General features: G+C 59.0%; 20 protein-coding genes and 1 pseudogene. 7 read left to right on the forward strand and 14 right to left on the reverse strand.

Going from position 1 to position 19,073, the window contains the following annotated elements; all coding sequences use genetic code 11:
• Positions 1-144 precede the first annotated feature (144 nt).
• The gene (gene mmuP / locus ACJ8J4_RS09195; RefSeq protein WP_025303799.1) at positions 145-1,554 is read left to right on the forward strand and encodes an S-methylmethionine permease; all 1,410 of its coding nucleotides are present in this window, start codon (positions 145-147) and stop codon (positions 1,552-1,554) included.
• Positions 1,544-2,482, forward strand: a complete 939-nt coding sequence (mmuM, locus tag ACJ8J4_RS09200; protein ID WP_260516228.1) for a homocysteine S-methyltransferase — start codon at positions 1,544-1,546, stop codon at positions 2,480-2,482. The genes mmuP and mmuM overlap by 11 nt, the downstream gene beginning before the upstream one ends.
• Positions 2,483-2,491: 9 nt before the next feature.
• Here the strand turns inward: mmuM and ACJ8J4_RS09205 are convergent, their stop codons facing one another.
• The 7 genes from ACJ8J4_RS09205 to ACJ8J4_RS09235 form a co-directional block, all read right to left on the reverse strand.
• On the reverse strand, positions 2,492-2,848 hold the full coding sequence (locus ACJ8J4_RS09205) for a type II toxin-antitoxin system death-on-curing family toxin (protein ID WP_025303801.1): 357 nt from the start codon (positions 2,846-2,848) through the stop codon (positions 2,492-2,494).
• The gene (locus tag ACJ8J4_RS09210) at positions 2,845-3,156 is read right to left on the reverse strand and encodes a type II toxin-antitoxin system Phd/YefM family antitoxin (RefSeq protein ID WP_226905689.1); all 312 of its coding nucleotides are present in this window, start codon (positions 3,154-3,156) and stop codon (positions 2,845-2,847) included. Before ACJ8J4_RS09210 ends, ACJ8J4_RS09205 begins: the two co-directional genes overlap by 4 nt.
• Before the next feature lie 7 nt (positions 3,157-3,163).
• Entirely contained in the window at positions 3,164-5,443 is a 2,280-nt protein-coding gene (maeB, locus tag ACJ8J4_RS09215) for an NADP-dependent oxaloacetate-decarboxylating malate dehydrogenase (RefSeq protein ID WP_016926766.1), read from the reverse strand.
• A gap of 214 nt (positions 5,444-5,657) precedes the next feature.
• A complete protein-coding gene (lysC, locus tag ACJ8J4_RS09220; RefSeq protein ID WP_043140373.1) occupies positions 5,658-5,831 on the reverse strand; it encodes an Rz1-like lysis system protein LysC in 174 nt (57 codons plus the stop codon).
• Positions 5,812-6,192 (reverse strand): DUF2570 family protein, encoded by a 381-nt coding sequence (locus tag ACJ8J4_RS09225; RefSeq protein ID WP_043140376.1) that lies wholly within the window; start codon positions 6,190-6,192, stop codon positions 5,812-5,814. Before ACJ8J4_RS09225 ends, lysC begins: the two co-directional genes overlap by 20 nt.
• Positions 6,189-6,590 (reverse strand): M15 family metallopeptidase, encoded by a 402-nt coding sequence (locus tag ACJ8J4_RS09230; RefSeq protein ID WP_025303803.1) that lies wholly within the window; start codon positions 6,588-6,590, stop codon positions 6,189-6,191. The genes ACJ8J4_RS09225 and ACJ8J4_RS09230 overlap by 4 nt, the downstream gene beginning before the upstream one ends.
• Positions 6,580-6,906, reverse strand: a complete 327-nt coding sequence (locus ACJ8J4_RS09235) for a phage holin, lambda family (RefSeq protein ID WP_004936551.1) — start codon at positions 6,904-6,906, stop codon at positions 6,580-6,582. Before ACJ8J4_RS09235 ends, ACJ8J4_RS09230 begins: the two co-directional genes overlap by 11 nt.
• Positions 6,907-7,199: 293 nt before the next feature.
• Here ACJ8J4_RS09235 and ACJ8J4_RS09240 point away from each other — a divergent pair, with 293 nt between their 5' ends.
• Positions 7,200-8,699, forward strand: a complete 1,500-nt coding sequence (locus ACJ8J4_RS09240; protein ID WP_197770148.1) for a glycosyl hydrolase family 18 protein — start codon at positions 7,200-7,202, stop codon at positions 8,697-8,699.
• Between the two features lie 85 nt (positions 8,700-8,784).
• Here the strand turns inward: ACJ8J4_RS09240 and ACJ8J4_RS09245 are convergent, their stop codons facing one another.
• Positions 8,785-9,726 (reverse strand): LysR family transcriptional regulator, encoded by a 942-nt coding sequence (locus ACJ8J4_RS09245; RefSeq protein WP_025303805.1) that lies wholly within the window; start codon positions 9,724-9,726, stop codon positions 8,785-8,787.
• A gap of 404 nt (positions 9,727-10,130) precedes the next feature.
• Between ACJ8J4_RS09245 and ACJ8J4_RS09250 the strand changes: the two genes are divergently transcribed.
• Complete coding sequence (locus ACJ8J4_RS09250) at positions 10,131-10,724, forward strand: lytic polysaccharide monooxygenase (RefSeq protein WP_004936574.1); 594 nt, start codon at positions 10,131-10,133, stop codon at positions 10,722-10,724.
• A gap of 66 nt (positions 10,725-10,790) precedes the next feature.
• Here the strand turns inward: ACJ8J4_RS09250 and ACJ8J4_RS09255 are convergent, their stop codons facing one another.
• From ACJ8J4_RS09255 to ACJ8J4_RS09280, 6 genes are all read right to left on the reverse strand, one after another.
• Positions 10,791-11,753 (reverse strand): sugar-binding transcriptional regulator, encoded by a 963-nt coding sequence (locus ACJ8J4_RS09255; protein ID WP_025303807.1) that lies wholly within the window; start codon positions 11,751-11,753, stop codon positions 10,791-10,793.
• 95 nt (positions 11,754-11,848) lie between these two features.
• On the reverse strand, positions 11,849-12,505 hold the full coding sequence (gene dhaL / locus ACJ8J4_RS09260; protein WP_049205376.1) for a dihydroxyacetone kinase subunit DhaL: 657 nt from the start codon (positions 12,503-12,505) through the stop codon (positions 11,849-11,851).
• 3 nt (positions 12,506-12,508) lie between these two features.
• Entirely contained in the window at positions 12,509-13,510 is a 1,002-nt protein-coding gene (locus ACJ8J4_RS09265; RefSeq protein ID WP_015378693.1) for a dihydroxyacetone kinase subunit DhaK, read from the reverse strand.
• A 29-nt stretch (positions 13,511-13,539) separates the two neighbouring features.
• A complete protein-coding gene (locus ACJ8J4_RS09270; protein ID WP_025303809.1) occupies positions 13,540-14,310 on the reverse strand; it encodes an SDR family oxidoreductase in 771 nt (256 codons plus the stop codon).
• A 35-nt stretch (positions 14,311-14,345) separates the two neighbouring features.
• Positions 14,346-15,614 carry an MFS transporter gene (locus ACJ8J4_RS09275; RefSeq protein ID WP_025303810.1) on the reverse strand — a complete coding sequence of 423 codons (1,269 nt, stop codon included), beginning with the start codon at positions 15,612-15,614 and terminating at the stop codon, positions 14,346-14,348.
• A gap of 66 nt (positions 15,615-15,680) precedes the next feature.
• Positions 15,681-16,793, reverse strand: a complete 1,113-nt coding sequence (locus tag ACJ8J4_RS09280) for an MDR/zinc-dependent alcohol dehydrogenase-like family protein (RefSeq protein WP_049209353.1) — start codon at positions 16,791-16,793, stop codon at positions 15,681-15,683.
• Between the two features lie 318 nt (positions 16,794-17,111).
• Here ACJ8J4_RS09280 and rpiB point away from each other — a divergent pair, with 318 nt between their 5' ends.
• The 3 genes and pseudogenes from rpiB to ACJ8J4_RS09295 form a co-directional block, all read left to right on the forward strand.
• Positions 17,112-17,570: a ribose 5-phosphate isomerase B gene (gene rpiB / locus ACJ8J4_RS09285; protein ID WP_025303812.1), complete on the forward strand. Its 459-nt coding sequence runs from the start codon at positions 17,112-17,114 to the stop codon at positions 17,568-17,570.
• A gap of 193 nt (positions 17,571-17,763) precedes the next feature.
• Positions 17,764-18,714: a transaldolase gene (tal, locus tag ACJ8J4_RS09290; protein ID WP_016926754.1), complete on the forward strand. Its 951-nt coding sequence runs from the start codon at positions 17,764-17,766 to the stop codon at positions 18,712-18,714.
• An 18-nt stretch (positions 18,715-18,732) separates the two neighbouring features.
• A pseudogene (locus ACJ8J4_RS09295) lies at positions 18,733-19,073 on the forward strand (transketolase); the annotation flags it as partial.

Raw genomic sequence — 19,073 nt, forward strand, 5'->3', positions numbered from 1 at the left:
TAGATAATAATTATCATTTGCATATAGATTTGGCTTAACGATTTTTTTACGCGGCGATCGCCGGCTGCGCATTGCGTTGAAAAAGCATTGCGGGTATAACCAATAGCCATTCAGATATTTAGACGTCTATACGGATAGATTATTATGCAACCATCGGCACCCGCCGCAGGACAGTTCAAACGCAGCATGAAGGCCCGGCACCTGGTGATGCTGTCGCTGGGCGGCGTGATCGGCACTGGGCTGTTTTTCAACACCGGCTACATCATCTCCACCACCGGCGCGCTCGGCACGCTGCTGGCCTACCTGATCGGCGCATTGGTGGTGTATCTGGTGATGCTGTGCCTGGGCGAACTGTCGGTGGCGATGCCGGAAACCGGCGCCTTTCACGTCTATGCTTCGCGCTATCTGGGGCCGGCCACCGGCTATGCCGTCGCCTGGCTGTATTGGCTCACCTGGACGGTGGCGCTCGGCTCCAGCCTCACCGCCGCCGGATTCTGCATGCAGTACTGGTTCCCGCAGTCGCCGGTGTGGCTGTGGTGCCTGATCTTCTGCGCGGCCATTTTCCTGCTTAACGTGGTGACCACCCGCTTTTTCGCCGAAAGCGAATTCTGGTTTTCGCTGATCAAAGTGGTGACCATTCTGGCGTTCATCATACTGGGCGGTGCCGCCATGTTCGGTCTTCTGCCGATGAAAGACGGCACGCCGGCGCCGTTCCTGCATAACCTGACCGCTTCCGGCTGGCTGCCGCACGGCACGCTGCCGATACTGATGACCATGGTGGCGGTGAACTTCGCTTTCTCCGGCACGGAGCTGATCGGCATTGCCGCCGGTGAAACCGAGAACCCGGAAAAAGTCGTACCGCTGGCGATCCGTACCACGGTGATCCGCCTGATGCTGTTCTTTATCGGCACGGTCTTCGTGCTGGCGGCGTTGATCCCGATGGATCAGGCGGGGATCGTCAAAAGCCCGTTCGTGTTGGTGTTTGAACGCATCGGCGTGCCTTACGCGGCCGATATCTTCAACTTCGTGATCCTGACCGCCATCCTGTCGGCGGCCAACTCCGGCCTGTACGCCTCGGGGCGCATGCTGTGGTCGCTGGCCCACCAGCGCACCCTGCCGGCCTACTTTGCGCGCGTCAATGCGCGTGGCATTCCGATCAACGCCCTGACCTTCAGCATGCTCGGCGGCGTGCTGGCGCTGTTGACCAGCGTGATCGCACCGGACACGGTGTTTGTTGCCCTGTCGGCGATCTCCGGTTTTGCGGTGGTGGCGGTGTGGCTGAGCATCTGCGCGGCCCACTATGCTTTCCGCCGCGCCTACCTGCGCAGCGGCCAGCCGATAAGCGGCTTGAAATACCGCGCGCCTGGCTACCCGCTGACGCCGATCCTCGGCTTTGCGCTGTGCCTGCTGGCCTGCATCGGGCTGGCGTTCGATCCGGAGCAGCGCATCGCGCTCTACTGCGGGCTGCCGTTCGTCGCCCTGTGCTACCTCACCTATTTCCTGACCCGGCGCGCCGGGCAAAAAAACGCTTTGGGAGAACAACATGTCGGTTAACAACCCTGTCGCCCGCCTGCTGGCCGAACACCCCACGCTGATCCTGGACGGCGCGCTGGCCACCGAGCTGGAAGCGCGCGGCTGCGATCTGACCGATCCGCTGTGGTCGGCCAAGGTGCTGATTGAAAATCCCGAGCTTATCTATCAGATACACCTCGATTATTTCAACGCCGGCGCCCAGTGCGCCATCACCGCCAGCTATCAGGCCACGCCGCAGGGCTTCTTGCGCCGCGGCCTGGATCAGGATCAATCGCTGGCGTTGATCGCCAAAAGCGTGCAGCTGGCGCAACGCGCGCGCCGCGATTATCTGGCCGCGCACCCGCAGGCGGCGCCGCTGCTGATCGCCGGTTCGGTGGGCCCGTACGGCGCCTATCTGGCCGACGGCTCGGAATACCGCGGCGACTACCGGCTGGCGCAGGATGACATGATTGCCTTCCACCGGCCGCGCCTCGCAGCCCTGGCCGCCGCCGGCGTCGATCTGCTGGCCTGCGAAACGCTGCCGTCGTTCACCGAACTGCAGGCGCTGCTGACGCTGCTGCAGGAGTTCCCGACGCTCGGCGCCTGGTTCGCCTTCACCCTGCGCGACAGCCAACATCTCAGCGACGGCACGCCGCTGACGGAGGTCCTGTCCGCGCTGCGCGGCAATCCGCAGGTACTGGCGATCGGCATCAACTGCATCGCGCTGGACAAGGTCGCCCCGGCGCTGCGCCAACTGGGCGCGCTGGCCGACAAACCGCTGCTGGTCTACCCCAACTCCGGGGAGCACTACGATGCGATCAGCAAAACCTGGCACGCGTGCGGCGGCGAGCACGGCAGCCTGGTCGATCAGGCGACAGAGTGGCGCGCGCTCGGCGCACAATTGATCGGCGGCTGTTGCCGCACTACGCCGCAGGATATCCGCGCCATCGCCGCGCGCTGTAAGAAATGAGCAGGGGGGTTATTCGGTTAGCCGGCGTAAGTGTTCAGCGGCTTGTTCAACGTTGAGGCGGCCTTGAGCTGCTTCAACCGTAATTTCGACCAGTTCTGCGTCTTCCCGCAGTGCAATGCCATTAATACCGAGAAATAGCGCCATGCTTTGGAAGGCCGTACGTTTGTTGCCATCAAGAAAAATGTGACCGTGGCTGATGGCGATGAGATAGAGCGCGGCCAAGCGGTAAACGTCTGTGACGTTCTCGTAGTGGTAAGCATTGAGCACGCGGTTGGCTACAGCCTCAACTTTGCTGCCTTCCTGGCGGCCGTGAGGCACAATTTCAGCATTGAACTCCGCAATATCCTCTGCGGTCAAAAAGATCATCTATTCGCCAGCGCCTTAATCGTATCCGCGTGTTTAGCCTGAATGCGCGCTTTCACTTTGGCTTTGACCAAAACCTCATAGTCGGCCTTACTGATGATGTAAACCTCATCGTGTCCGCGGCGCGTCACTTCCACCGGCTGTTTTTGCGCTTCCAAAAGCACCTCGGCCAAATTGTTTCTCGCCGCCGTGTAGCTAATCGTAGTCATTTTCTTTACCTGTACATGTACATATTTGACGATTATTTGTACCACGTCCACCGGAAATAAAAAAGCCCCCGGCGCCAACAGCGCAGGGGGCCAGTCACTCAACCCGGGCTTACAGTGGTTCGGTCTGGGCTTCCACTACCGCCAGCGCCACCATGTTGACGATGCGGCGCACCGAGGCGATCGGCGTCAGGATGTGCACCGGCTTGGCGACCCCCATCAGCACCGGCCCGACGGTCACCCCTTCCGAGCAGGAGACGCGCAGCAGGTTGTAGCTGATGCGCGCCGCTTCCATGTTCGGCATGATCAGCAGGTTGGCTGAGCCTTTCAGCGGGCTGTCCGGCATCAAATCGTGACGGATGCTTTCCACCAGCGCGGCGTCGCCGTGCATTTCGCCGTCGATCTCCAGCTCCGGCGCCAGCTCATTCACCAGCTCCAACGTTTTACGCATCTTGCGCGCCGCCGGGCAATCAGACGAACCGAAGCTGGAGTGAGACAGCAGCGCCACCTTAGGTTCGATACCGAAGCGGCGCACGGTTTCCGCCGCCATCAGGGTGATCTCCGCCAGCTGTTCCGGCGTTGGATCGTCGTTGACGTAGGTGTCGGCGATGAAAGTGTTGCCGCTCGGCAGCAGCAGCGCGTTCATCGCGCCGGCGACGTGCGCGCCTTCACGGAAGCCGAACACGTTCTTCACCACGTCGTAATGCTCGTGGTAGCTGCCGATGGTGCCGCAGATCATCGCGTCCGCTTCGCCGCGGTGCAGCATGATGGCGGCGATCAGCGTCGGGTTGCCGATCACCGCGCGGCGCGCCTGTTCCTGCGAAACGCCGCGGCGTTTCATGATCTGGTAGTACTCGCCCCAGTATTCGTTGAAACGCGGATCCGACTCGTTGTTCACCACTTCGAAATCTTTACCCGGCGTCAGCTGCAGACCCAGCTTTTTCAGGCGCATCTCGATCACGCTCGGGCGGCCGACCAGGATCGGGAAGGCCAGCCCCTGCGACACCAGCTCCTGCGTGGCGTGCAGCACGCGCTCTTCCTCGCCTTCCGCCAGCACCACCCGCTTCACCTCTTTGCGCGCCTGCGAGAAGATCGGCTTCATGAACAGGTTGGTTTTGTAGACGAACTCCGCCAGCTTCTCGACGTAGGCGTCGAAGTCTTCGATCGGGCGCGTCGCCACGCCGGAATCCATCGCCGCCTTGGCCACCGCCGGCGCGATCTTGACGATCAGGCGCGGATCGAACGGTTTCGGAATGATGTATTCCGGGCCGAAGGAGAGATCCTGGTCATCATAGGCGGAAGCCACCACGTCGCTCTGCTCCGCCAGCGCCAGATCGGCGATGGCATGCACGCAGGCCAGCTTCATCTCTTCGTTGATGGTAGTGGCGCCCACGTCCAGCGCGCCGCGGAAAATGAACGGGAAGCACAGGACGTTGTTCACCTGGTTCGGGTAGTCGGAACGGCCGGTACAGATGATGGCGTCCGGGCGCACCGCTTTGGCCAGCGGCGGCAGAATTTCCGGTTCCGGGTTGGCCAGCGCCATGATCAGCGGATCGCGCGCCATGGTTTTCACCATATCCTGCGTCAGGACGCCCGGGCCGGAGCAGCCGAGGAAGATGTCGGCGTTCGGGATGGCGTCGCCCAGCGTGCGCTGACCGTTATCCTCGATGGCGTAGGCGGCTTTGGTCTGCTCCATGTTAGCGTCGCGGCCTTTATAGATGACGCCCTTGGAATCGCAGACGGTGATGTTCTGTTGACGTAGCCCCAGCGCCACCAGCAGGTTCAGACAGGCGATAGAGGCCGCACCGGCGCCGGACACCACCAGCCGTACGTCGGAGATGTTCTTCTTCACCACGCGCAGGCCGTTGAGCACCGCCGCAGTGGTGATGATCGCCGTGCCATGCTGGTCGTCGTGGAACACCGGGATCTTCATGCGCTCACGCAGTTTCTGTTCGATGTAGAAACACTCCGGCGCCTTGATGTCTTCCAGGTTGATACCGCCGAAGGTCGGTTCCAGCGCGGCAATAATGTCGATTAACTTGTCAGGGTTATGCTCATCCACTTCGATATCAAATACGTCGATACCGGAAAACTTCTTGAACAAAACGCCCTTGCCTTCCATCACCGGCTTACCGGCCAACGCGCCGATATTGCCCAGACCCAGTACCGCCGTGCCGTTGGAAATCACCGCCACCAGGTTGCCGCGCGCGGTGTATTTGTAGGCCGCCAGCGGATCTTCGGCGATCTCGAGGCAAGGCGCGGCGACGCCCGGCGAATAGGCCAGCGCCAGATCGCGCTGGGTCGCCAACGGTTTGGTAGGGGAAACCTGGATCTTCCCTGGGACAGGAAACTGATGGAAATCAAGGGCACTCTGTTTGAGCTGTTCGTCCATTATGGATTCCTTTGTTTTTTGCTTTTATGTTGAGGTAAGGCTTTGAGGCTGCGCCCTGCCGTGGGCCATGGCGCCCAGGTACAATGACAGGGCACAGCCTTGAAGTATAGTGAGAGAAACATCACAAACTTTGAAGCGCGCCATAACCTTGGTCGAAATTCCGTTTCAAAAGTAAAAAAAGAAGGTCTGCGGGACGAGCAAAGAAACGCCGCCGTCAGCGCGGCGGCAGCGTGGCGCGCCAGGCGTTGAGCGTATCCACCTGGCCGGCGCAAATGTGTAACGAGGTTTGTAACGCCAGGGCATAGCTTACCGCATCGCCCCAGGTCTTCCCCTGCAACTGCGGCTGCTCACAGGGAGCGAATACCGATTCAGGGGGCAACAGCGGCACGGCCTGCGGCGCCGGCGGCCGGGCGCAAGAGCTCAAACACAGCGCCAGGCAGAGGCTGAGCGGCGCAGGGATCGTTTTTAATCGCTTCACGGTATTTCCTCTGATAAGCCTCGTGTTGTTGGCGCAGCTGCTGTTCCTGCCGCTGCTGCGCCGCCATCAACGCACGGTTTTGCGCATCCTGAGTCTGCAGGGTGGCGATTAGTCCGGCCTGCTGCGCCAGGCTTTTTTGCAGTTCCTCCGCCTGCTGGCGCACAGACGCCAACTGGTGCGACAGCAGCGAGCTGTAGCCACCGAGGCAAATGGCCGCCAGCAACAGCAGCAGCAACCCGCCCTGCATCAGTTTTTGCAGCCAACCGCTCATGCCGGGTAGTCCCGGAACGTCAGCTGGAAGTGCGGACCATCCTTGAGGGTTTTCCATTCGCCGCCCCATTCGACGATGATGCCGCATTCACGCGCCGCGCGCCGCACCGCCACCGCAATCTGCGCGTAGTAATCCCACTCCCAGGAGACCACGCCCGCCGGCATCGCCACCACGTCCACCGCGTGGCCGGTCAGGTGGCGGCTGCGCAGCGTTTGGCTGCTGCCGGCGCGCACCATTTCCCGCTGGCGCGCCATACTGCGCAGCCCCTCGCTGACGGAAAACGGCACCAGGGAATAACGCAGCGCCAGACGAATAACGCGCACCAGATCCGGGTGCACGCCGCGCAGGTTTTCTTCGCTGCGGGCAGTAAAGCGAATCTCTTCGATGTCATTTAACATTTTTAAACCCCGTCTTTTTGCCGATGAATTTTTTAATTAAGGCGTTGATGTAATCCGCCCCCATAAAACCAATCAGTACGCTGGCCAAATTCGCCCACTTTAATTCCAGGCCCATCAACGCCAGCGCATCGCGCACCGTCCAGGCCAATAACGCGCACATCGCCGCATTCAATAAACGGCGCCGAATACCCACGTTGCGATAGGCACCGTGCAATAGTGCCATCACGCCGGCCAGAATGGCGTTCAATACCGGCTGAAGATATTCACATACTCGCTGGACTATTAAGCCAACAGCGTCAGGCTCTATGCTGGACATAGCTCATCTCCTTTTTTATTTTTAATTAAATGCCAATCACGGCCGGTGGGACATCGGATATTCAGAATCTAATTAAGGATGCTATTACAAAGCAAATGAATAAATACAGCCCCTATGGTCGAATTCATTCATGCTGAGCGCTGGCACAACTCATCAGCGCCAATTTGTGCAGCAGTGAATAAAAATTCATTGTCATTGTGATTTATTTCGACTTTTGTTTTCACTAAAAATAAACATTAATGGCAACGGGAAATATTTCCCCATCATAAAAACATCCACTCTGGAGAAATGCCATGTCCACACGTAAAGCCGTTATTGGGTATTATTTTATTCCTACCAACCAAATCAATAATTACACCGAGACCGATACGTCTGTCGTGCCGTTCCCGGTTTCCAACATCACGCCGGCCAAAGCCAAACAGCTGACGCACATCAACTTCTCGTTCCTGGATATCAACAGCAATCTGGAATGCGCCTGGGATCCGGCCACCAACGACGCCAAGGCGCGCGATGTGGTCAATCGTCTGACCGCGCTCAAAGCGCACAACCCCAGCCTGCGCATCATGTTCTCCATCGGCGGCTGGTACTACTCCAACGATTTGGGTGTGTCGCACGCCAACTACGTCAACGCGGTGAAGACCCCGGCGTCGCGCACCAAGTTTGCCCAATCCTGCGTGCGCATCATGAAGGATTACGGCTTCGACGGCGTGGACATCGACTGGGAGTATCCGCAGGCGGCGGAAGTAGACGGTTTCATCGCCGCGCTGCAGGAGATCCGCACCCTGCTGAACCAGCAAACCGTCACCGACGGCCGCCAGGTGCTGCCGTATCAATTGACCATCGCCGGCGCCGGCGGCGCTTTCTTCCTGTCGCGCTATTACAGCAAGCTGGCGCAGATCGTCGCGCCGCTCGATTACATTAACCTGATGACCTACGATCTGGCCGGCCCTTGGGAGAAGGTAACCAACCACCAGGCGGCGCTGTTCGGCGACGCGGCCGGGCCGACCTTCTACAACGCGCTGCGCGAAGCCAATCTGGGCTGGAGCTGGGAAGAGCTGACCCGCGCCTTCCCCAGCCCGTTCAGCCTGACGGTCGACGCTGCGGTGCAGCAACACCTGATGATGGAAGGCGTGCCGAGCGCCAAAATCGTGATGGGCGTCCCCTTCTACGGCCGCGCCTTCAAGGGCGTCAGCGGCAGCAACGGCGGCCAGTACAGCAGCCACAGCACGCCGGGTGAAGATCCGTATCCGAATACCGATTACTGGCTGGTGGGTTGCGAAGAGTGCGTACGCGACAAGGATCCGCGTATCGCTTCCTATCGCCAGCTGGAGCAGATGCTGCTGGGCAACTACGGCTATCAGCGGCTGTGGAACGACAAGACCAAAACCCCTTACCTGTATCATGCGCAGAAAGGGCTGTTCGTCACCTATGACGATGCCGAGAGCTTCAAATACAAAGCGAAATACATCAAGCAGCAGCAGTTGGGCGGCGTGATGTTCTGGCATCTGGGGCAAGACAACCGCAACGGCGATCTGCTGGCCGCACTGGATCGCTATTTCAACGCCGCGGACTACGACGACAGCCAGCTGGATATGGGCACCGGGCTGCGCTACACCGGCGTCGGCCCCGGCAACCTGCCGATCATGACCGCGCCGGCCTACGTGCCGGGCACCACTTACGCGCAGGGGGCACTGGTGTCCTATCAGGGTTACGTCTGGCAGACCAAGTGGGGTTACATCACCTCGGCGCCGGGCTCAGACAGCGCCTGGCTGAAGGTGGGCCGCGTGGCGTAAGCCGTAAAAAAACCCCGTAGCCGAATGCTGCGGGGTTTTCATTGAGTTAACCGTTTGATTTTCGCGTCCCTTCGTCTCTATTCCATCAGTTGTGGCACCACGGATAGCCGCCATCCCGTACCACTTCGCGGCCCATCAGGCTGTAGACATCGCTTTTGCGCGTCAGCCGCTCATGCCACCAGTTAAACCCGGCGCCCTTGCTGGCCGGGTGCCACGCCAGCCAAATCATTTCGTCGCCCTTTTGCATTTCCACCGGCACCGTCACCAGTTCGCCGCTGGCCAATTCCTTTTCGATCAAAGCAGGCGGCAGAAAAGCGTGGCCGATGCCGCGTTTGAGCAGCGCCAGGTTGCTTTCCACGTCGCATACCACCAACTGACGCTGCAAGGGCAGCGTGCCGTGATTGCGCTTGGGCAGCTCGTGGCTGCTGTCGGCGATCACCACCACGATGTCGTTCAACCGCTGTTTCTTGCACACCGGTTTTCTCTGCGCCGCGAACGGGTGCGAAGGCGACACGCATAGCACAAAGTTGAGCTTGCCGAGCATCAGGGTTTTGGCCTGTACGCTGTCGGGAATTTGGCCGATGGCGATGATCAGATCCGCCCGGTTGTTCTTCAGCGCATCCCAGGTACCGTTCAACGCTTCCCGCTGCACCGAGATACTGGCGTTCGGGCAATGCTGAATATAGTCGCGGATATCCTGCGTCAGGGTTTCCAACGGGAAGAAGGTGTCTACCGCCAAGCGGATATTATTGTCCAGCTTGGGGATGTTGCGCACCCGGCTTTCCAGATCCTGCACCGCATTTAATATCCAGCTGCCCTCCTGCAGGAGAAACTCCCCTTCATCCGTCAGGGTAATCATGGGGCCATTGCGATGAAAAAGTTTCACGCAGAGTTTGCTTTCAATATTGGAAACCCGATAAGAAATCGCCGAAGGCGTTTTATGCAGTGCCTCCGCCGCCATAGAGAAAGATCCGGTGCTCTTGATGGTGCTGATTATTTTAATCGCGTCCAGGGATAATCTAGTCATACAAATTCCTCTTTAAAATAAAATAAGAAAAATGACACTAAATTCCCAAGGTGGTGGCGCACAAAAATCGATCAAATCGAACAAGGGTACTCATAGCAACAAGCAATATACTTCATAAATGAGAGCGCTATCTTAAATACTATTCATCACGACCTGATATAAAATTCATCATAGCGCCCTACTTTTACACAGCGACAGTTAAATAAATTCAGCCTAACGATCAAAGATCGTCATCATAATAATTTTCGTTAATAGCCGTTAAAACATTCCGCTCTATCGCATGACCAGAATGATAAAAATAAAACAAGCCGACAAGAAGGGTTATTTCCAATTGCGTTATTACTCTCTCATTTTGTCGGTGAAATACGCTCAACTTACAACATTATTTCAGTCAGGAGTGACTTATGAACAAAACTTCCCGTACCCTGCTCTCTCTGGGCCTGCTGAGCGCGGCCATGTTCGGCGTTTCGCAACAGGCGAATGCTCACGGTTATGTCGAGTCGCCAGCCAGCCGCGCCTACCAGTGCAAACTGCAGCTCAACACGCAGTGCGGCAGCGTGCAGTACGAACCGCAGAGCGTCGAAGGCCTGAAAGGCTTCCCGCAGGCCGGTCCGGCTGACGGCCACATCGCCAGCGCCGACAAGTCCACCTTCTTCGAACTGGATCAGCAAACGCCGACGCGCTGGAACAAGCTCAACCTGAAAACCGGCCCGAACTCCTTTACCTGGAAGCTGACCGCGCGTCACAGCACCACCAGTTGGCGCTATTTCATCACCAAGCCGAACTGGGACGCTTCGCAGCCGCTGACCCGCGCTTCCTTTGACCTGACGCCGTTCTGCCAGTTCAACGACGGCGGTGCCATCCCTGCCGCGCAGGTCACCCACCAGTGCAACATACCGGCAGATCGCAGCGGTTCGCACGTGATCCTTGCCGTGTGGGACATAGCCGACACCGCCAACGCCTTCTATCAGGCGATCGACGTCAACCTGAGCAAATAATCGGTCAAATGAGGAGATCGTTGAGGGTTCAGCCTGGCGCTGAACCCTTTATTTTTGCAGGTGCCGCTATTGCGACATGTTGAGGATAGTGCGCACATTGAGCGCGCTGGTGGCGATAATGTCGATGGCACCGGTACGCAAAGCGCCCAAAATCGCCAACGCCTTGGTATTCTCGGAAGCAATGGCGATCACGCAAGGGATTTTGCGCAGCTCATCGATGCTTAGCCCGATCACTCTGTCATTCATTACCGTGTCGACATGCTGCCCCTGGGCATTGAAAAAGTCATAGCCGGCGATGTCGCCGATCACGCCCTGATTAAGGCTGGCGTCGATAATCTCGTGCGGCGTGAACCATCCCAATTTCACCATATAGCTGTTTTCATTCATGTCGCCAATGCCGACTAACGCCACATCGGCCTTACGCGCGCGATCCAGGGTTTCCTTGATCGTGCCGTTCTGCATGAAGGCGTCTTTCAGCGCGCGATTTTCAACGTAGGCCGGCGCGTAAAGCGTCTCGCTGCTGCCGCCGAACTTCTTCGCCAAGCGCCGGCTGATATGGTCGGCATTGATCGCATCGCCCGGACGGTGAGTACCGCCGATGCCGCAGATGAACTTGCAGTTGCGCTCCGTCACGTTGCCGACGTGATCGGCAATCGCCGCCACGTTGCGTCCCTGGCCAACCGCCAACACCATATCGTCTTTCAGCGACATCGCCAGATAGTTGGACACCAGCGCCGCCACTTGCCGACGCTGTTCCTCTTCGTCCTGATGGTCGAGCGCGATCAGCGCGCGGCTGATGGGAAAACGTTCCATCATCTGCTGTTCCAGCCGGGTGCTGAATACCGGGTGATAACGCACGTTGATCTCGACGATGCCTTCTTCCTTGGCGCGCTTGAGCAAACGACCGACTTTGATCCGTGAAATGCCGAATTTTTTGGCGATCTCTTCCTGCGTGATCTCATCCTGATAATAAGCAACGGCGATTTCGGTCAGCAGTTCGTTATCCTGGGACACAGTTTGTTTTTCCATCCGTTAGACGTTTCCCCACGGCAGGCCGGTTAATCATGGCGGAGGGACGATACACGCCCCTCCGACAATGCTGAATGCCCGCTAGTATAACGCGATCAGGCGGCAACGGTATTCAGTCGTTGCTCCACCTCGTCCGCCAATCGGGTCAAGAGCAGACAGCAAGATACCGCGCCGGCATCCAATACGCCGCGCGAACGCTCGCCCAGACGGCTGGCGCGGCCGATTTTCGCCACCAGCTCGCGCGTGGAATCGCGCCCGCGCGCCGCGGCGCTCCTCATCTGTTCCAGCGCAGCGGCGAAGTCGTCACCGCACCCCGCCGCCTGCTCAAACGCCGCTACCGCCGGTATCAGCGTATCCATCAGACACTTGTCCCCCACGCCCGCGCTGCTGATGTCCTGCAGTTCGCGCAATCCGCCGTGCAACATCGCCAAAAATGCCTGCTTATCCAGCACGCTGCGCTCGCGCACGCTCTCCGCCATACCCATGAACAGGCTGCCGTACAACGGCCCCATCGAACCGCCGATGCCCTCCATCAGCGCATCGGAAACCGCATCGAACGCCTGCGCCAGCGTGAGCGTGCGGCCGCGAATGGCATCGCCGCACATCGCGAATCCCTTCGACATGTTAATGCCGTGGTCACCGTCGCCGATGGCGCCGTCTATTTCGCTCAGGTATTCGCGGTTGCTGACAATGGTGTCTATCAGCCCCGTAACGATCTCACTGCCGTACCGGGTTGAAATTTGTTCCGTCATGATTCACTCCACCTGGGTTAAGCCTAAAGATTGCGCCGGCATGTCCAGCAGCGTTTTCAGTTCGTCATCCAGCGTCATCAGCGTCAGCGTCACGCCCATCATTTCCAGCGACGTGAAGTAATTGCCGACGTAGCGCCGATGCACCCGCACGCCTTTCGCCGTCAATCGGCGCTCTATTTCGGCATAATAGATATACAGCTCCATCACCGGCGTGGCGCCAAGCCCGGAGATCAGCAACGCCACCTCCTGCCCCTGTTCCAGCGGCATGTCGTTGAGCACGAAATCGAGCATGGTGCCGGCCATCGCCGACGCCGACTGGATCGGCGACACCTCAATGCCCGGTTCGCCGTGATGGCCAATGCCGATCTCCATCTTGCCGTCTTCGATATGAAAATTGGGTTTGCCGACCGCGGGAATGGTGCAGGAACTGAGGCCGACGCCGATCGAACGACACCGGTCGATGGCTTTTTGCGCCGCGCCGATCACGCCGTCCAGATCGTATCCCTTGGCCGCCGCCGCCGCGCCGACCTTCCACATCAGAATTTCGCCGGCCACGCCGCGCCGTTTATCGATCTCACTGGCCGGCGCCGAGGCGACGTCATCGTTGGCCACCACGGTTTTCACCCGTATGCCGGCCGCCGTGGCCTTCTTGATCGCCATCTTGACGTTCATGTTGTCGCCGGCGTAGTTGCCGTACAGGCAAGCGACGCCCGCACCGCTGTCCGCCGCCTTGAAAGCGTCGAGAAAAGCCCCCGCCGTAGGGGATGAAAAAATCTCGCCAATCGCGACGGCATCCAGCATGTTTTTGCCGACATAGCCCAGGAACGCCGGCTCATGGCCGGAACCGCCGCCGGTGACGATGCCGACTTTGCCGGCGATCGGCGCCGGCGGATATTTCAACACCCGCGCATTGTCGGTGGCGGCGTAATAGTCCGGGTGGGCCAGCCTATAGCCCTGAATGGCGTCTTCCACTACGTGATCGGGATCGTTAATGATTCTGTTCATCGCGGCCTCTCTGTCGCCTGAATAAGAAATTATTGAATGGTGTAACCGCCGTCGACCACCAGGTTGGCGCCGGTGATCATCGCCGCCGCGTCGCCGGCCAAAAACAGGGCGCTGGCGGCGATATCTTGCGGCTCGGCGAAGCGCCGCAGCGGGATTTTCTGCTTCATCTGCTCAGCCACCTCACCAGACCAGGCCTTACGGCCCAGCTCCGTCAAAACGACGGTGGGTGAAATGGCGTTGACCCGCACGTTGTGCGGCCCCCACTCCAGCGCCAGCACCTGAGTCAACCCGATCACGCCCGCTTTGCTGGCGCAATAGGCCAGGTGATTCGGCAATGCCACCACCCCCGCCTGCGAGGCGAGATTGATGATGCTGCCGCCGCGCTGACTAATGAAACGGCGCCCTACCGCCTGGCAGGTAAGAAACACGCCTTTCAGATTGACCGCCAGGGTTGCATCCCACGCCGTTTCCGGCAGTTCCTCAGCAGGATGCAGCGCGACGATGCCGGCGCTGTTGACCAGCACGTCCAGCCGCCCGAAATGCGCCTCAATCTGCGCCACCGCCCGCTCCACCGACGCGGCATCGGTGACGTCGGCCACGACGCCCAACGCCGCCTCGGCGTCCAGCTGTCGCGCCACTTCCGCAACCTGTGGCGCCCGATCGAGCAGCGCCACGCACGCGCCGTTTTGCAGATAGCGTTCGGCGATAGCGAGGCCGATCCCCGCAGCGCCGCCGGTAATCAGCGCCACCTTGCCCTGCAGCGAGAGCTCGCGCGGCGCCGTAGTTTGATGATTAATCATATATTTCCCCTTAAAACTGTGAACTTCACCCTCGGTCAGGATATTTTCGCCAAACTCGCGCCGCGTTCTTCCGACGCCGTCGCGCTTTCCTTCGGCAGCGTGACAAATTTCATCAGCACGCCGCTGAACAGGTACAAGCCGGTAAAGATCCAGATCACGCCAACGGTGCCGAGACTGCCGATAAACAGCCCCACCACCGCCGGGCCGACAAAGGTGCTCAGGCCAGCGCCCAGATTGAGAATCGACATCGCCGCGCCCTTATTGTCCGGCGCCAGCGACGGCATGATGGCCGACAGCGGCACGAACGCCGCCAGGCAGGCGCCGAACAAACCGGCGGCACAAACGGTCAGCAGGTAGTTGGCGCCAAAGAATTGCGGCACGTAGTAGAACATCAGCGTGGTCAAGGCGCAGCCGACGCAGCCGAACCACATCACCACATTGCGCCAGCCGAGACCGTCGCTGATCACGCCGAAAATCAAGTTGAAAATGATGTTGACCGTCCACAGCGCGGCGTACATCTGCAGCCAATGCGTACGGGTGAACCCCATATCCATCATGTACATGGGCATGAATACGACGAAGCCGTAAGCCGCAGAGGTATTAATGGTGCGCACGATGCCGCCCAGGCCGATCTTCGGGTTTTCAAACGCGATGGTGATGCCTTTCAAGACGTAACCCAGCGACGCTTTTTCCCGGTTGCCGCTCTGTGCCGCGCCGTCGTCGCGATTGAGCATCAGCGCAATCACCGCGCCCAGCACGACGAAAATCAGCGCGCTCCACAGCGTGTGGATCTCGCCGAGATAAGGCAGCATGATGCTGGAATACAGCACGCCCAGCACGCTGAGCCCGCCGCTGTAGACGAACCAGAAAATCCCCACCGCCGACCCCAGCCTTTCCGGCGGCGCCTCATACGCCACCCACACCAGAAAACCGTAGGCAAATAGCGGATAGCCCAAGCCGCGCAGCGCATAGGTCGGCACCATGATCGCCAGGTTGTTGCTCGGCAGGCCGAACGTCAAAAAGCACACCGAACCGAACAAGAACAGCAGCAGGCCGGCCAACATCACCCGCCGGGCGGTAAAGATTTCCGCCAGCACACCGGAAAACCAGGCGGCGATCGCGGCCGCAAAGCCATAAACGCTGAACAGCAGCGCCGATTCCTGAATGCTCAGCCCTTTGCCAATCAAATAAGGCGACAGCCATCCTTGTTCCAGCCCTTCGCCCATCATGAACACCAACACGCCGGCATAGCCCAGCAGCAGTTTCGGTGACAGACCAATGCGATGAATCAGTCCATGCAACATAGAACACCCCAGCACATGTGATTATGGAGGCGCAGGCTCGCCCGCACCCGAAGAACGATGCAGGTTTCAGAGGTTTGGATTAAGCACCACTTTGATTGAACCGATGCCGCGCTTCATCAGCTCGAAGCCCTCGGCGAACTGTTCCAGCGGCAGCGTATGCGTCACCACGCCTTCGGTCGGCAGATCGCCATTGGCGATGCCTTCGATCACCAGCGGGTAGCAGTAAGGGCCGAGGTGCGAACCGAGCACGTCCAGCTCCTTGCGGTCGCTGATGATGCTCCAGTCGACGGTCACCGGATCCTTGAACACGGAAAATTCGACGAAGGTGCCGAGTTTGCGGATCAACGTCAGGCCCTGTTCCACGGACTTTTGGGCGCCGGTTGCCTCGATGTAGATGTCGCAGCCGTAGCCGTCGGTCATCGCTTTAACCGCCGCGGGCACGTCGTCACGGGTCGGGTTCAGCGTCACATCCGCGCCGAAGCGCTTCGCCAGCGCCAGACGCTCGTCGGACAGATCCAGCACCACCAGCTTCGAGGGCCCGGACTTTTTGATCGCCCCGATCATGCCCAGCCCCAGGGTGCCGGCGCCGGCCAGCACCACGACATCGCCCAGTTTGATATTGGCGCGTTGCACCGCATGGAAGGAGCAAGCATAGGGTTCGATCAGAATGGCTTTTTCGATCGGCAGGTCGGCCGGCACGTGATAGTTAATCGCCTCTTTGGTGAACTTCATGTACTCGGCCATGCCGCCATTGACGTTTTTCTGGAAACCGTACAGGTCATGCTTTTCGCACATCCAATACTGACCGCGGTTGCAGAAGCGGCATTGCCAGCAGGGAACGATTTGTTCTGATATCACGCGATCGCCGAGATTGAAGCCCTCGACGCCTTCGCCGTATCCCACCACGTGGCCGATAAATTCATGGCCGGGGATCATCGGCGCCTTGATGTATGCCGGTTGTTTTTCATCGCCCCAGAAGCTGGGCGCCCCTTCGAACGCTTTAACATCGCCGGCGCAGATGCCGCAGGCCTCGATCTTCACCAGGATCTCTTTCGGGCCAATCTTCGGTACCGGCACCTGTTCCAGGCGGTAATCTTTCGGGGCGTACGCCACAACCGCCTTCATGATCTCGGGGATAGCGGCCGCCATTTTCGCCTCTGTCATGCAGGTCTGACACATAGCACTCTCCTCTGGTAGGGGAACTTATTTTGATCATTAACACACACAAAGAACAAATGAACACTAACGCCACGCGTTCAATTTGCCCACAGTGAACTTATCAAAGTGTGATATCGCTCAAAAACCCGTCTACATGAGGATAAATAACGATTAAAACCTCTTTTTTAGTGACGAAAGTCACCTTTTACAGGCGCAAACAGAAAATACGACGAAAAAACAAAAGAACATAGATTGAACATTTGATTAAACAGAGATACGGTAATGAACGTGGCGCCATCGAGGATCGCCGCCCTTTTCGTTACCAATCAGGAGACCGCTATGCTGCCTATCGCCATCGGCGCCGACGATGCCGCCATTGAACTGAAGGATCTGATCGTCGCCCACCTGCAACAACGGGACATTCCCGTCATTGACTACACGACGGATCGCACCGCAGAAACGGGGATCTATCCCGATATCGCCTATCGCGTCGCACAGGCGATACGGGAGGAAAAACATCGGCGGGGCATCCTGCTGTGCGGCACCGGCATCGGTATGAGCATCGTGGCCAATAAAGTGCCCGGCATTCGCGCGGCGCAATGTCACGATACCTACTCCGCCCAACGGGCGCGCAAAAGCAATGATGCTCAGATCATCACGCTGGGCGCGCGGGTCATCGGTGCCGAGCTGGCGAAAACCATCGTCGATGCCTGGCTGGAGTCGGAGTTTGAAGGGGGAGGTTCGGCGCCGAAAGTCGAGCGAATCGGCTATTACGAAAACGCGGTCGGACGGCGTTAAATCGCCTGCAGCCATGATGGCGGTCGTGCATAAGCCGCGCTCCGCCTGGGTTTACTCGGCATTCATTGTTATTATCCATCGCAACAATCAGAAAAAGCGCATTTTCATTCTCGACCCGATGATGCAGTGTGTTCCCCCTATGATGAAAAAGGTTCTCATTTCCCTACGTTGAGCTTGGTCAAGGAGCTTATCAATGAATCAATTAGACGCACTCAAGCAGCTGACCACGGTGGTCGCCGACAGCGGCGATATCGAATCCATCCGCCAGTTCGAACCCCAGGACGCCACCACCAACCCTTCACTGATCCTGAAAGCCGCCGCGCTGCCACAGTACAAGGCGCTGATCACCGAAGCGCTGGAGTATGCCCGCCGCCAGGGCGGCAGCAAGGAAACCCAGCTGATCAACGCCAGCGATAAGCTGGCGGTCAATATCGGCGTCGAGATCCTCAAAAGCGTGCCGGGCCGCATCTCCACCGAAGTGGACGCCCGCCTGTCGTTCGACCGCGGCATGTGCGTCGCCAAAGCGCGCAAACTGATCGGCATGTATCAGGAACAGGGCATCGACAAATCGCGCATCCTGATCAAGCTGGCTTCCACCTGGGAAGGCATCAAAGCCGCCGAAGAGCTGGAAAAAGAAGGCATCAACACCAACCTGACGCTGCTGTTCTCCTTCGCACAGGCCCGCGCCTGCGCCGAAGCCGGCGTGTATCTGATCTCGCCGTTCGTCGGCCGCATCTATGACTGGTACCAGGCCAAACAGCCTGCCGCCGACTATGACGCCGATCAGGATCCGGGCGTGAAATCGGTGCGCACCATCTATGAATACTACAAGCGTCATCGTTACCAGACGGTGATCATGGGCGCCAGCTTCCGCAAAGTTGAGCAGATCCTGGCGCTGGCCGGCTGCGATCGCCTGACCATCGCGCCGAACCTGCTGGAGCAGCTGAAAAACAGCGAACAGCCGGTCGAGCGCAAGCTGACCCCGTCGACCGAGGGCTTCCACCAACCCGCTCCGCTGGCCGAAGCGGAATTCCGCTGGCTGCACAATCAGGACGCCATGGCGGTAGAAAAACTCGCCGAAGGCATCCGCCTGTTCGCCGTCGACCAGCAGAAGCTGGAAGACATGTTGGCCGCTCAACTGTAACCGCACTGGAGTTTCGTTATGTCTTCTCGTAAAGAGCTTGCCAACGCCATCCGCGCACTCAGCATGGACGCCGTACAAAAAGCAAATTCCGGCCACCCGGGGGCCCCTATGGGCATGGCGGACATCGCCGAAGTCCTGTGGCGTGACTACCTCAACCACAACCCGACTAACCCGCACTGGGCTGACCGCGACCGTTTCGTGCTCTCCAACGGCCACGGCTCCATGTTGATTTACAGCCTCCTGCACCTCACCGGCTACGACCTGCCGATGCGCGAGCTGGAGAACTTCCGTCAGCTGCATTCCAAAACCCCGGGGCACCCGGAGTACGGCTACACCCCAGGCGTTGAGACCACCACCGG

Source organism: Serratia sp. CY47280 (assembly GCF_052168655.1).
Lineage (GTDB): Bacteria > Pseudomonadota > Gammaproteobacteria > Enterobacterales > Enterobacteriaceae > Serratia > Serratia bockelmannii.

What these genes read in the sequence shown, in the direction of transcription:
- mmuP (WP_025303799.1), top strand. Translation starts at nt 145, where the DNA reads ATGCAACCATCGGCACCCGCCGCAGGACAGTTCAAACGCAGCATGAAG.
- mmuM (WP_260516228.1), top strand. Translation starts at nt 1,544, where the DNA reads ATGTCGGTTAACAACCCTGTCGCCCGCCTGCTGGCCGAACACCCCACG.
- ACJ8J4_RS09205 (WP_025303801.1), bottom strand. Translation starts at nt 2,848, where the DNA reads ATGATCTTTTTGACCGCAGAGGATATTGCGGAGTTCAATGCTGAAATT.
- maeB (WP_016926766.1), bottom strand. Translation starts at nt 5,443, where the DNA reads ATGGACGAACAGCTCAAACAGAGTGCCCTTGATTTCCATCAGTTTCCT.
- ACJ8J4_RS09225 (WP_043140376.1), bottom strand. Translation starts at nt 6,192, where the DNA reads ATGAGCGGTTGGCTGCAAAAACTGATGCAGGGCGGGTTGCTGCTGCTG.
- ACJ8J4_RS09230 (WP_025303803.1), bottom strand. Translation starts at nt 6,590, where the DNA reads ATGTTAAATGACATCGAAGAGATTCGCTTTACTGCCCGCAGCGAAGAA.
- ACJ8J4_RS09235 (WP_004936551.1), bottom strand. Translation starts at nt 6,906, where the DNA reads ATGTCCAGCATAGAGCCTGACGCTGTTGGCTTAATAGTCCAGCGAGTA.
- ACJ8J4_RS09240 (WP_197770148.1), top strand. Translation starts at nt 7,200, where the DNA reads ATGTCCACACGTAAAGCCGTTATTGGGTATTATTTTATTCCTACCAAC.
- ACJ8J4_RS09245 (WP_025303805.1), bottom strand. Translation starts at nt 9,726, where the DNA reads ATGACTAGATTATCCCTGGACGCGATTAAAATAATCAGCACCATCAAG.
- ACJ8J4_RS09250 (WP_004936574.1), top strand. Translation starts at nt 10,131, where the DNA reads ATGAACAAAACTTCCCGTACCCTGCTCTCTCTGGGCCTGCTGAGCGCG.
- ACJ8J4_RS09255 (WP_025303807.1), bottom strand. Translation starts at nt 11,753, where the DNA reads ATGGAAAAACAAACTGTGTCCCAGGATAACGAACTGCTGACCGAAATC.
- dhaL (WP_049205376.1), bottom strand. Translation starts at nt 12,505, where the DNA reads ATGACGGAACAAATTTCAACCCGGTACGGCAGTGAGATCGTTACGGGG.
- ACJ8J4_RS09265 (WP_015378693.1), bottom strand. Translation starts at nt 13,510, where the DNA reads ATGAACAGAATCATTAACGATCCCGATCACGTAGTGGAAGACGCCATT.
- ACJ8J4_RS09270 (WP_025303809.1), bottom strand. Translation starts at nt 14,310, where the DNA reads ATGATTAATCATCAAACTACGGCGCCGCGCGAGCTCTCGCTGCAGGGC.
- ACJ8J4_RS09275 (WP_025303810.1), bottom strand. Translation starts at nt 15,614, where the DNA reads ATGTTGCATGGACTGATTCATCGCATTGGTCTGTCACCGAAACTGCTG.
- ACJ8J4_RS09280 (WP_049209353.1), bottom strand. Translation starts at nt 16,793, where the DNA reads ATGTGTCAGACCTGCATGACAGAGGCGAAAATGGCGGCCGCTATCCCC.
- rpiB (WP_025303812.1), top strand. Translation starts at nt 17,112, where the DNA reads ATGCTGCCTATCGCCATCGGCGCCGACGATGCCGCCATTGAACTGAAG.
- tal (WP_016926754.1), top strand. Translation starts at nt 17,764, where the DNA reads ATGAATCAATTAGACGCACTCAAGCAGCTGACCACGGTGGTCGCCGAC.